A 12,040-nucleotide genomic window follows, 5' to 3' on the forward strand; every position below is an offset into this window, starting at 1 on the left:
CCCATGCGCTTCGTCGATTCCACCGAGTTGCGGGCCGGCTTCGCGGCACGCCTGTCCACGCTCTACGGCACGGAAGTGCCCGCGTACACCACGCTGGTCGATGTCTCGCACCAGGTGAACCAGCGGGTCATGCGGCGTGACCCCGAGGCCGCCCAGCGGCTGGGCACCATCGAGCGCGTCACCGCCGAGCGGCACGGCGCCATCCGCGTCGGCAGTCCCGCCGAGCTGGCCCAGGTGGCGCGGATCTTCGGTGCGCTCGGTATGCACCCCACCGGCTTCTACGACCTGCGCGACGCCCACCCGCGGCCGATCCCGGTGATCTCCACCGCCTTCCGCCCCACCGACCGGGCCGAGCTGGCCCGCAACCCGTTCCGCGTCTTCACCTCGATGCTGGTGCCCGAGGACCGACGGTTCTTCGACGACGACCTCGCAGGACGGCTGCGCACCTTCATCGGCAACCGCCGCCTCTTCGACGACGAACTCCTCTCCCTCGCCGACCGCGCCGAGGCCAAGGGCGGTCTGGAGGAAACCGAAGCCGGCCGTTTCCTCACCCTCGCGGCCGCCGCCTTCGCGCTCTCCCCGGAACCGATCGACCGGGCCTGGTACACCGAACTGGAGCGCGTCTCCGACGTCGCCGCCGACATCGGCGGTGTCACGTCGACCCACATCAACCACCTCACCCCGCGCGTGCTGGACATCGACGACCTCTACGCCGACATGAGCCGCCGTGGCATCGTGATGATCGACCGCGTCCAGGGCCCGCCGCGCTGGGAGGGCCCCGACGTGCTGCTGCGCCAGACGTCCTTCCGCGCCCTGTCGGAGCCGCGCCGCTTCCGCGGGGCGGACGGCGGCGTCCGCGACGGCGAACTGCGGGTGCGCTTCGGCGAGGTCGAGGCGCGCGGTATCGCGCTCACCCCGGCCGGCCGTGACCTGTACGACCGGCTGGTGGCCACCGTGGACGAGCGCAGCGCCGCCCGGTCGGAGCACGACCACCAGGAGGTCGCCGCCGAGGTGTGGCGCGAGAGCATGCCGCGAACCGAGCGCGAACTCGCCGAGCGCGGGCTGGCCTTCTTCACCTACCGCGTCCGCGAGGACCGCCCGGTCGGCCCGCCGCCGGCCACCGCGTCCGCCACCGAGCTGACGTCGGGCGGCTGGGTGGATCCGGAGCCCATCGTCTACGAGGACTTCCTGCCCCGCTCGGCCGCCGGTATCTTCGCCTCCAACCTCACCGGCGGCGGCCGCGTGGACGCCGACCAGGGCGGCGCCGACCGCGACATGGCCTGGCTCTCCGGCGCCATCGGCCGCGAGATCCATGTGCCCGAGGAGCTGTACCGGGCCGAGAGCGAGGCGTCACTAAGGGCGGTGCTCGGCGAACTCGGTGCCGCGCCCCGGTCGGCCTCGCACACGTAGGGGGTGCCCATGAGCGGGGTCCCGTCGATCCCGTGACGGTGATCGTGGCGGGTGACCGGGAGACCGCGCGCGACCGTGCCGGCCTCCTCTCCGCGGCGCGCGCCGCCCGCTTCGTCACGACGTCGCCGAGGTGGCGGTGATACCGATGGCGTCGACCGCGGTTTCGCGGGCGGAGGCGTGCAGTGCGGTCAGCATGGTCCTCCACACCCCCTCGGTGGTGGCCGGTGAGCGCAGCGCGACCACCTGACGGTAGGCGTCCGGATGGGCGAGCGGGGTACAGGAGACCCCCGGGCCGGGCGTGTAGCCCAGCGCCGGCACCACTGCCACGCCGAGCCCGGCGGCCACCAGGCCCTGCAACACGGCGTAGTTGTTGCTGTGGTACGCCACCAGCGGCTCGAACCCCGCCGCCGCGCACAGCCGGCGCAGCATCGAGGCGGCCGACGTACCGGATCGGGTGCTGATCCAGGTTTCCTCGGCCAGCAGCTCGATCGACGGCCACTCGCTGCCGCCGGTCAGCGGATGGCCGGTGGGGGTGAGCAGCAGCAGATCCTCGGTGAGCAACTTCTCCGCGCACAGGCCCCGCGGCCAGCGCCGGGGCACCGACCCGTACTGGTAGACCAACACGATGTCCAGCTCGTGGCTCTCCATCATCGGCAGCAACTCGGCCGGCTCGCCCTCGTCGAGCTGCACCTCGACCTGCGGGTGGTCGGTGGTGAACGCCGACAGCGCCCGGGGCAGCAAACGCTCGCTCGCGGTGGGGAAGCTGCCCAGCCGCAGCCGACCCACCACGCCGTCGAGCAGCAGCGCGACGTCGTCTTCCAGAGCCCGCAGACTGCCCAGCGCCTCAAGGGACCGCCCCGCGATGAACTCGGCCGCCGGCGTCGGCCGGACGCCGTGCGCGCCCCGTTCGAAGAGAGGGGTGCGCACCTGCCGTTCGAGTGCGGACATCTGCTGGGAGACAGCCGAGCCGGTGTATCCGAGCTGACGGGCCGCGTCGGCGAACGAACCGGTGCGCAGCACCGCCTGCAGGGTATGCAGATGGATGGGATTGAGCATAAGGAACACTAACCTCCGGCTCGCGCCAAGCCCAGGTCGAGGCTGTTTCTCCTGCCGCGGTCACCACGCTCGCATACGCGCGCACAGCGAGCGTGGCCCCGGCACCGGTGATCGATACAACCCCGATTACCCGGCGTTTTCCCTGCCGGAACATGGGTGTAACAGGGGCACTGGGGCGCGGCTTCACGAACTGATTCCTGCACCCGAAGACTCTCTCACCGCTCTGCCGAGCCCGTCACACCCAGCCCAAGCATCACTTGTCGCAGCGTAATTCTTCCTGCGTCTTGAGCCACTTCCTGAAGAGTCATCATTCGGGCAATGTGGCTCGTCGGACATCAGTCGCGTTGATCGCGACGGAGCCGGTGACGAAGAGAGCCGATGCCCGGTGGTCCACCGGCGCCGTCGACCCTCCCCGGACAACCGGGCCGCTCTCAGGCCCGTGTCCGACGGGCGGTCGTGCCGAGGCGACCGCCGTTCATGGTCCCGCCCTGTCTTCGCCGCGAGGAGAACCATTGATGAACACCGTGACCGAGTCCGTGATCGATGTGCGCTCACTGCGTACACACTTCGGAGATCACGTGGTTCTCGACGATGCCAGCCTGTCCGTCGCCCGGGGCGAGGTCGCGGCCGTCATCGGACCCAGCGGTGCCGGCAAGAGCACCCTGCTGCGCTGCCTCGACTGAACATGTACCAGGACGTGGAGGCCGGCCGTATCGAGGTCGCGGTGGACAGCTACGGATCCGGCGTGTACAACGTCGGCGACGACCTGCAGGTGAAGGTCGCCGAACCCTTCAAGGAGGTCGCCGCCTCCGCCGAGGGGCGCGCAGTCGACCTTCCCCGTCCGGCAGAACGGCACGGACCTGCTGACGGCGCCCGACGAGGACATCGCCGAGCTGCGCGGAGACGGCCGACCGGCAGAGATCCCGAAAGCGAACGGACTGGACGAGTCCGCCGCCGAGCCCGGCGAGCCCCGTCTGATCGGCGGCTGACCAGTGAGACGCACGATGGACCGGCAGCGCGAGGGGCGGACGGCCGGACCGCCCTTCGCCCGAAATGCCCAGGTACGCTCCCGGCACCGGCAGACAGGTCGCCGACCTGCTCGCAGGCACGCCCGGCGCGCGGCCCGGCGCAGTCGCCCCGCCACGCCACCGCACGACGTCGGCCCGACCGGCCGAGGGCCACACCCCGCCACCGGTGGGCGACCCGGCAGCCGGCCGGACGCCCACCGCATCACGAACCGGAGGAACCCGTGACCACCACAGCACGCCACGTGCCGCCCGACACGGCCGACATCGTCATCATCGGAGGCGGCATCATGGGGCTCAGCGCCGCGTACCACCTCGCCGCGGCGGGCGTCGAACGTGTCGTACTCGTGGAGCGCGGTGCCCTCGGCGAGGGCTCGACCTGCAAGGCGGCCGGCGGGGTCAGGGCGTTGTTCTCCGACGAGATCAACATCAAGCTCGGGCTGCACAGCCTGGAGACCTTCGAGCGCTTCGGCGCCGAGTTCGGGCAGGAGATCGACCTCCACCAGGTCGGCTACCTCTTCCTCCTGGACGACGAGGAGGACCTGGACACCTTCGCCAGGAACGCCGAGCTGCAGAACGCCCTCGGCGTGCCGAGCCGCCTCATCGACGTGGCCGAGGCCAGGCAGCTCTCCCCGCTGATCGACACCGACGGCATGGTGGGCGCGCTGTACTCGCCCCGCGACGGTCACTGCACCCCGGAATCGGTGGTGCTCGGATACGCCACCGCCGCCCGCCGCGCAGGCGCCCGCATCGTCACCGGGTGCGCAGCCACCGGGATCGACGCGCAGGGCGAGGAGATCACGGCCGTGCACACCGAGCACGGCACCATCCGCACCACCACTGTCATCTGTACCGCCGGTGCCTGGGCCAAGCAGGTCGGTGCGTGGGCGGGGGTGACGCTGCCCGTCGAGCCGCTGCGCCGGCAGGTCGTGATCACCGAACCGGTGCCTGGGCTGGCCCCCGACACCCCGTTCACCATCGACTTCTCGACCTCCTTCTACTTCCACAACGAGGGCAAGGGCCTGCTCATGGGCATGTCCGAGCGCACCGACTCCTGGGGTTTCGACCTGACCCGTGATCCTGAGTGGCTCGCCGACCTCGCCGAGGTGATGGAGCGGCGCGTCCCCTCGCTCGGTGAAGTCGGCATCGCCAGCGGCTGGACGGGCCTGTACGAGATGACGCCCGACCACAACGCGATGATCGGCCGCTCGGCGGAGGTGCCCGGTTTCCTGTACGCGACGGGCTTCTCCGGGCACGGGTTCCTCATGGGACCCGCGGTCGGCGAGGTGCTGCGCGATCTCTACACCGGCTCCAGCCCCCTCGTGGACGTCAGCGCGCTGAGCGCGGACCGGTTCACGGGCACGGACGTGCGGCCCGAACTCAACATCGTCTAGACCTCTGTCCGGTACAACCCTGAAGGAAGCTGGTCCACCCATGACCCTCAACCGCATCCCCGGCCCCGACGTCCTCGGCGCCCAGGCACTGGAGGCCGCCCGTCGCTGCGGCGTGGACGTGACCGCCGTCGGCGGCGACGCCCCGCACCGCTCGCCGGTCAACGGTGGCTCGCTGGGCGGCGTCGCCTGGTGCGAGCCCGCCGGTCTCGACGAGGTAGTGGCCCGGTCCCAGGAGGCGTTCCTGGCCTGGCGCAAGATCCCCGCCCCGGCGCGCGGGGCCGTGGTCAAACGTTTCGGTGACCTGCTCACCGTGCACAAGTCCGACCTCGGCGAACTGATCAGCCTGGAAGCCGGCAAGATCACCTCGGAGGCGCTGGGCGAGGTGCAGGAGATGATCGACATCTGCGACTTCGCGGTCGGCCTCTCCCGCCAGCTCTACGGCCGCACCGCCGTCTCCGAGCGGCCCGGACACCGGCTGATGGAGACCTGGCACCCGCTGGGCGTGGTGGGCGTCATCAGCGCCTTCAACTTCCCCGCCGCGGTGTGGGCGTGGAACACCGCCGTCGCCCTGGTCTGCGGCGACACAGTGGTGTGGAAGCCGTCCGAGCAGACGCCGCTGACCGCGTGGGCGAGTGCCGCGCTGCTCGACCGGGCGCTGACGGAGGCGGGCGCGCCGCGCGATGTCAGCCAGGTCGTGGTCGGTGGCCCGGCGGTGGGTGAGGCTCTGGTGGATCACCGCGACGTCGCGCTGGTCAGCGCGACCGGATCGACCCGGATGGGCCGCGCCGTCGGCCCCCGGGTGGCGAACCGCTTCGGCCGCTCGTTGCTGGAACTGGGTGGCAACAACGCCGGCATCGTCGCCCCCTCGGCGGACCTGGACCTCGCCCTGCGCGGCATCGTCTTCGCGGCGGCCGGCACGGCCGGACAGCGCTGCACCACCATGCGCCGCGTCATCGCCCACCGCGACATCGCCGACGAACTCACCGAGCGGCTGGTCGAGGCGTACGGCCGGTTGCCGATCGGCAATCCGATGGCCGCGGGCACCCTGGTCGGCCCGCTGGTGAACAAGACCGCGTACGAGACGATGGTCGCGGCCGTCGGGCAGGCCACCGCCGAGGGCGGCACGGTCGTCGTGGGCGGCGGCCGCGAACTGACGGGCGAGGCCCCGGACGCGTACTACGTCCAGCCGGCCCTGGTGCGCATGCCGGCCCAGACGGACGTCGTCCGCGTGGAGACCTTCGCCCCGCTTCTGTACGTGCTGACCTACGACGACCTCGACGAGGCCATCGCGCTCAACAACGCCGTCCCACAAGGGCTGTCCTCGTCCCTCTTCACCCGCGACCAGGCGGAGGCGGAGATCTTTGTCTCCGACGAGGGCTCGGACTGCGGCATCGCCAACGTCAACATCGGCACCTCGGGTGCCGAGATCGGCGGCGCGTTCGGCGGTGAGAAGGAGACGGGCGGCGGCCGCGAGTCCGGCTCCGACGCATGGCGCGGGTACATGCGCCGCGCCACCAACACCGTCAACTACTCAGGTGAACTCCCTCTCGCACAGGGGGTCGACTTCTCGATCTGACAGGTCGGACCCCCACCCCGCGCGTGGGCTGCCGCCGATCACCCGGGCTGCAGCCCACGTGCTGCGGGACGGCTGGGGTGGCCGGACATGACCACGCCGGCAACGCCGCAAACATTCATCCCGGAGGCCAGGGGGCTCCTGCCCCGCCTCGCGCGACCAGGAGCGTGCTCCCCGTTCGCTGCTCACTCATGGGCGGCGGGTGAGTGCCGGCCCGCGGAGGCCCGCAGGACGTCGACCAGGGCTGCCACCGTCGGGCGGTGCTCGGCGAAGGAGCGGAACACCACCACGATGTGCCGCTCCATCGTCTCGTGGAGCTCCAGGACATCGAGGCCGGACGGACGCAGCCGGAGCATCAGATCCGTCACCGCGCTGACCCCGACGCCGGCCTCGACCAGGGCCAGGGTGGCAGCCGTGTCCGTCACCTCGTGCAGAACCTGTGGTTCGAAACCGGCCCGGCGGCAGGCGGTGAGCACGGCGCGGCCGTAGTAGCTGCCGGCCGACGGCAGGATCCATCCCAGGTGTTCGGTGTCGGCGAGCGAGACCTTGGTCCGGCCGGGCATGGCTCCGGCGGGAACCGCGAGCGAGAAGCGTTCCCTGGACAGTTCCCTCACCCGCAGGGACGGATCTCGCGGGATGGGTACGTCCGGGTAGTCCAGCCCCAGCGCCAGGTCCACGCTGCCGCCGGCGACCGCGTCGTACACCTCGTCCACGTCCATGTCCCGGCTGCGCACGGTCACGCCCGGATGCAGCCTGCGCACCCGGCGCAGAGCCGACGGCAGGATCTCGGCGGCGGCCGTGGCGAAGAGCCCGATCCGCAGCGTCCCGGAGACCTCGTTGCGGGTGCGCTCCAGCGCCTCGACGGCCTCGTCCTCCGTCGTGAGGATGCGCTCGGCGTGCACCGCCAGGGTCGCCCCGGCGTCGGTGAGTTCCACGCGGCGCCCCACGCGCCGCAGCAGTTGCATACCGGTGGCCCTCTCCAGTGCGCTGATCTGCTGCGAGACCCCGCCGGGGGAGTATCCCAGGGCGTCTGCGACCGCAGTGATGGTGCCGCGCCTGGTCAGTTCCACCAGCGAACGCAGCTGCGCACTCGTCCATTCCATATAGGAATTCTAAAAGATTGGAAGCATGAACCGTTGATAGACGTCAACGGTGGGGTTGCTGCACGATGACACACAGACAGCTGATCGGCGTCGCTCTGTACTGTCAGCCCCGCCACTCTCGGAAACGGACTCGCCCGTCCGACGGGGTGGCCCCTGGAAGGGAGTGGTCTGTTGTCCTCCTCCGCCTTCCGTACCGTTCCGGCCACCGCCGATGTCGTGATCATCGGTGGCGGTGCGATGGGTGCGAGCACCGCCTTCCACCTCGCCGAGGCCGGGGTGAAGAACATCGTCGTCGTCGAGCGCGGCGAGCTGGGCTGCGGCAGCTCGGGCAAGCCGATCGGCGGCGTACGTGCCCAGTTCTCCGACCCGCTCAACATCGAGCTGGGCCACCGCAGCCTGCGTGCCTACCAGGAGTTCCCCCACCGGCCCGGCGGCGACATCAAACTCGACTCCGTCGGCTACCTCTTCCTGCTCGACAGCGAGCAGCAGGCGAGCAGTTTCGAGGCCGGCGTCGAACTCCAGAACAGCCTGAACGTGCCGAGCCGCATGATCAGTCCCGACGACGCCCGGCGTCTGTGTCCCTACGTCAGCACCGATGGCCTCGTGGCCGCCGTGTACTCCCCGGCGGACGGACACGCCCGCCCCGGACTGGTCATCCGGGGCTATGCGCGGGCCGCTGCCCGGGCCGGTGTCAGCATCGCCACCCACACCGCGGTCTCCGGCATCGACACGGCCGGAGACCGCATCACCGGCGTGCACACCGGCCACGGCCGCATCGCGTGCTCCACCGTGATCTGCACGGCCGGAGCCTGGTCGGCGCACATCGGTGACATGGTCGGCGTCGGCCTCCCGGTCCGGCCCGTCAGACGGCAGCTGGCGTTCACCCCGCCGCTCACGCCGCCCGCTCCGCGTATCCCGTTCACCATCGACTTCTCATCGTCCGCCTACTTCCACAACAGCGACGACGGTCTGCTGTTCGGCCTGGCCGACCCCGCCCAGAAGGACGGGTTCGACACCACCTGGACCCCGGAATGGCTGGAGCTGTTCCGTACCGCCGCCCGCCGCCGCGCCCCGGCCCTGGCCGACATGAAGACCGTCGGCGGCTGGGCGGGCCTGTACGAGGTCACGCCGGACCACAACGCGCTGATCGGCCGCTCCGTCGAGCTGCCGGGCTTCCTGTACGCCGCCGGGTTCTCCGGGCACGGCTTCCTCCAGGCGCCCGCGGTCGGAGAGATCCTGCGCGACCTCTACCTGGAGCGCGAGCCGGTCACCGACATCTCCCCGCTCAGCGTCGACCGGTTCCGCCACGGCGCCGAGATCCGCCCCGAAGTCCACGTGGTGTGAACCCCGATCGAGACGTACTGGACCCCCGCGCCCTCCAGACCCGGGAGCGGGCGAACTTCCTTGACCGGGCGCTCACGAACCGGATCTCACCGACCCCCTCGGCCGACCCCCACACTGGCAAGGACCACCACGACCAGCACGGCACAGCCCCTCACCGACGACCTGCGCACCCGTGCTCGCGCCGCTCTCCGGAACATCGGCGTCACCGTCCCGGAGGGCGGCGACCTCCACGCCCGCACGCCCCTCACCGGCGAGCGTCTCTTCGGTCTTGGCGGCGGCCACCGAAGCCGACGACGAAGAGGCCGTCGAAGCCACCCGCGCGGTCTTCCTCACCTGCTTGCGCCACGGAGCCGGCTCGAACGCTCGATTCTCCCTCGCCTCGCCCGCCGGACGACTCCGCGACCCCGCCCCGTGCACGGTCGCGCGCAAGGTCACCGCACCCGGCGGCGCCGACGGTGGTGCCCGTGTCCGCGTGTCTGCGTCCCCACGGGCCCGGACGCGCCGCGCCGTCGGCGGCGGACCCGGGGGTCCCGGGGGTCTCCCGCACGGTCCGCACCGGGGGCGCGACCACGCACCCGGTGCGGGCCGCGGGCACCGCCTCGGTGTCTGAGCGACACCTTCCCCCGGCGGCGGCGTCCGCGGCCCTTCCCCCGGTGCCGGACCGTGGTCCGGACGTCCGGGTGCCCCCGTGACATGCCGTCACCAACACATGACGGCCATCTCGCCCGAACCCCAGCAGGAGTACAGGCGCACCCGGACGACATAGCGGCGGCCCTTGACGAGCCGGGCCCTGATCGTGGCGTTGCGCGGGGTGCCCCCGTCGTCCCGGCCGGCGAGATAGCGGGGCACGCCGCCGCGCATCTCGAACACCACGACGACGGTGTCGCCGTCGCCGAAGGCTCCCACGGTGTACTCGCGGGTCTCCGGCGGCTCCACCGAGAAGTCGGCCTGCTCGCCCGCGCCGAGCGCGAGCGGCGCCGAGCGGAACGGCACCAGCGGCGGCACCTGCGAGCCGGCCGGCGGATACCAGCGCAACGCGTACTCCTTGTCGAGCGCCGACAGGGCGCCCGGCGGGTGGACACCCCCGCGGAACTGCTCCGGCTCCAGGATCAGCCCCTGCCCGAAGGCGTACTCCATGATGGACAGCGGATCCCACACCGAGCCGTTGACCTCGGCCGGGTCGAGCTTGCGCAGGATGTTGCCGTACGTCGTCTGCCGGCTCCAGAAGTTCGGCGGGCCCGCGAGGTCGGCGTAGACGGCCTCCTCGTCCCAGTGGATGCCGGCGAAGGGGCTCTGGTGCTCGTGCAGCATGCCGAGCGCGTGACCGACCTCGTGCAGGGCCGTCCCGTGCCCCCCGGCGGCGGTCAGATCCCAGCCGAAGTTCATCGTCCGCTCGTTCACTCCGATCCGCAGCGCCTCCCGGCCCACCGCCGACCAGGAGCCGTCGCCCTGCTGGAACCCGATCCGCAACTCCGCCTCGGAGCGGTCGGCGACCTCGGCGAAACCGATCCCGATGCCGAGGTCCTGCCACGCGCGGAAGCCGTCGCGCACCACCTCCCGCTGCTCCGGGGAGCCGGTCCACGGCACGCGGCGGGTCCGCCCGGTCCCCGGCACGCGGATCACCGAGGCGTCCGTCCCGGCGTCGAAGAAGTGGTAATGCAGCATCGTGCCGTTGACCCACCTGCGCCGCCCGGCCGCCAGCGCGCCGAGCCGCTCGGCGGTCAGCCCGGGCGCGAACGCCGGGACCGACTGCTGCGGCAGCGAGCAGTAGCGAGCGGTCATGCGCCCAGGCTGCCCCGGCGGGCGTCCGGGCGCCTGAGTCGAGGTCTACTCAAGTCGCCCTGTATCAGGGATGAGCACCGGTGCTCCTGACACTGTGACGACTGCGCTAGTGACGCCCCCCGGCCGCCCGCACACCTCCGACGCGCCCTGGCCGTTCACCGGCCGGGACGAGGAACTGGAGTTCGCCCGCCGGTGCCTGGCCGCCGGCCGTCCCGGACTGGTGGTCACCGGCCCGGTGGGCTGCGGCAAGACCCGACTGGCCGCCGAGGCCGTCCGCGGCACCGACTGCGCCGAGGTGACCGGTACACCCGCGACCCGCCGTACGCCGTACGCCGCGTTCGCCCACCTGCTGCCCGGCACCGTCTCCCTGCACGAGGCGCTGCGGCGGCTGTCCGGCACCCGGCTGCTGCTGGTCGACGACGCCCATCTCCTCGACGACGCCTCGGCCGCCCTGATCCACCAGCTCGCCGCGCACGGCCGCACCCGGCTCCTGCTGGTCGCCGCCGCAGGCGCCCCCGCGCCCGACGCGATCCGCCGGCTGTGGACCGGGCAACTCCTGCCGCGCCTGGCCCTTGAGCCCCTGACCCGGCAGGAGACCGCCCGGCTGATCGGCAGTGGGGACACGGCCCCGGACTCCCTCACGGCGCACCGCCTGCACCGGCTCGCGCACGGCGACCTGCGGCTGCTGGGCGACCTGCTGGACGCGGTGCGCGGCAGCGGACGGCTCGTCCCGGAACCGGACAGCGGCACGCATGCCTGGCGGGGACCCCTGCCGGTGACGGCCGCCGTCCGCGAGCGCACCGCGCCCCACCTCGACCGCGCGCACCCGGTCGAGCGCGAGACGCTGGACCGCCTCGCCTTCGCCGAACCGGCCCCGCTCGACGCCGACCTGCTCGACCTGCGGGCACTGGAGTGCCTGGAGGCCGACGGCCTGATCGAGGTGGACGCCGCCGGCGCCGTCCGCCTCGTCCACCCCCTGCACGGTCCGGTGCTGCGCGCCACCGCCGGCCGGCTGCGGGCCCGCCGCCTGGACCCCGGCCCCGAGGAGCGCGAACTCGCCCTGAAGGCCGAGACGGCCGCACTGGCCCACCGCATCGACGAGTGCGACGTACGCGACCTGCCGACCCCGGCGGGGGAGTGGCTCCTGACCGAGGACCTGCCCGTGCCCCCCGGGTACGCCGCCGTACGCGCCCGCTTCGCCCGTCTGCGCGGCGAGCTGGGCGACGCCGCGTCCTGGGCCCGCCGGGCGCCCGGGGACCCCGCCTGCCGGGCCGAACTGGCCCTGGCCTCGGCCCAGTCGGGCCGGCCGCCGGCACCGGCGGGGGGCTGTGACCCGCTGGCCCCCGCCGGTGC

9 protein-coding genes are annotated in these 12,040 nt (G+C 72.3%); 6 read left to right on the forward strand and 3 right to left on the reverse strand.

The window, feature by feature from the left end; genetic code table 11:
* Positions 1-3: 3 nt before the first annotated feature.
* On the forward strand, positions 4-1,410 hold the full coding sequence (locus I3F54_RS22905; protein WP_240120725.1) for a 2-oxoadipate dioxygenase/decarboxylase family protein: 1,407 nt from the start codon (positions 4-6) through the stop codon (positions 1,408-1,410).
* A gap of 114 nt (positions 1,411-1,524) precedes the next feature.
* Here I3F54_RS22905 and I3F54_RS22910 read toward each other — a convergent pair whose 3' ends face one another.
* Positions 1,525-2,466, reverse strand: coding sequence for a LysR family transcriptional regulator (locus tag I3F54_RS22910; protein ID WP_240120726.1), 942 nt, complete (start codon positions 2,464-2,466; stop codon positions 1,525-1,527).
* Between the two features lie 515 nt (positions 2,467-2,981).
* On the opposite strand from I3F54_RS22910, the gene I3F54_RS22915 reads away from it, so the two are divergent.
* The 3 genes from I3F54_RS22915 to I3F54_RS22925 all read left to right on the forward strand — a co-directional run bounded on the left by I3F54_RS22915 (position 2,982) and on the right by I3F54_RS22925 (position 6,461).
* Positions 2,982-3,149 carry an ATP-binding cassette domain-containing protein gene (locus I3F54_RS22915; RefSeq protein ID WP_275676653.1) on the forward strand — a complete coding sequence of 56 codons (168 nt, stop codon included), beginning with the start codon at positions 2,982-2,984 and terminating at the stop codon, positions 3,147-3,149.
* Between the two features lie 566 nt (positions 3,150-3,715).
* Complete coding sequence (locus tag I3F54_RS22920; RefSeq protein ID WP_308373813.1) at positions 3,716-4,885, forward strand: FAD-binding oxidoreductase; 1,170 nt, start codon at positions 3,716-3,718, stop codon at positions 4,883-4,885.
* A gap of 40 nt (positions 4,886-4,925) precedes the next feature.
* Entirely contained in the window at positions 4,926-6,461 is a 1,536-nt protein-coding gene (locus I3F54_RS22925; protein ID WP_240120727.1) for an aldehyde dehydrogenase family protein, read from the forward strand.
* A 182-nt stretch (positions 6,462-6,643) separates the two neighbouring features.
* On the opposite strand, the gene I3F54_RS22930 is transcribed toward I3F54_RS22925, so the two are convergent.
* The gene (locus I3F54_RS22930; RefSeq protein WP_240120728.1) at positions 6,644-7,561 is read right to left on the reverse strand and encodes a LysR family transcriptional regulator; all 918 of its coding nucleotides are present in this window, start codon (positions 7,559-7,561) and stop codon (positions 6,644-6,646) included.
* A 171-nt stretch (positions 7,562-7,732) separates the two neighbouring features.
* Here I3F54_RS22930 and I3F54_RS22935 point away from each other — a divergent pair, with 171 nt between their 5' ends.
* Positions 7,733-8,905: an FAD-binding oxidoreductase gene (locus I3F54_RS22935; RefSeq protein WP_240120729.1), complete on the forward strand. Its 1,173-nt coding sequence runs from the start codon at positions 7,733-7,735 to the stop codon at positions 8,903-8,905.
* Between the two features lie 699 nt (positions 8,906-9,604).
* Here the strand turns inward: I3F54_RS22935 and I3F54_RS22940 are convergent.
* Positions 9,605-10,687, reverse strand: coding sequence for a M12 family metallopeptidase (locus tag I3F54_RS22940; protein WP_240120730.1), 1,083 nt, complete (start codon positions 10,685-10,687; stop codon positions 9,605-9,607).
* Positions 10,688-10,781: 94 nt separating this feature from the next.
* On the opposite strand from I3F54_RS22940, the gene I3F54_RS22945 reads away from it, so the two are divergent.
* Positions 10,782-12,040 (forward strand): ATP-binding protein (locus tag I3F54_RS22945; protein ID WP_240120731.1); only part of this gene is annotated, 1,259 nt, incomplete at its 3' end.

The organism is Streptomyces sp. MUM 2J (assembly GCF_022414535.1).
GTDB lineage: Bacteria > Actinomycetota > Actinomycetes > Streptomycetales > Streptomycetaceae > Streptomyces.

Bases quoted from the DNA above. Each gene is read 5' to 3' on its own strand.
- I3F54_RS22905 (WP_240120725.1), top strand. From the start codon at position 4: ATGCGCTTCGTCGATTCCACCGAGTTGCGGGCCGGCTTCGCGGCACGC.
- I3F54_RS22910 (WP_240120726.1), bottom strand. From the start codon at position 2,466: ATGCTCAATCCCATCCATCTGCATACCCTGCAGGCGGTGCTGCGCACC.
- I3F54_RS22915 (WP_275676653.1), top strand. From the start codon at position 2,982: ATGAACACCGTGACCGAGTCCGTGATCGATGTGCGCTCACTGCGTACA.
- I3F54_RS22925 (WP_240120727.1), top strand. From the start codon at position 4,926: ATGACCCTCAACCGCATCCCCGGCCCCGACGTCCTCGGCGCCCAGGCA.
- I3F54_RS22930 (WP_240120728.1), bottom strand. From the start codon at position 7,561: ATGGAATGGACGAGTGCGCAGCTGCGTTCGCTGGTGGAACTGACCAGG.
- I3F54_RS22940 (WP_240120730.1), bottom strand. From the start codon at position 10,687: ATGACCGCTCGCTACTGCTCGCTGCCGCAGCAGTCGGTCCCGGCGTTC.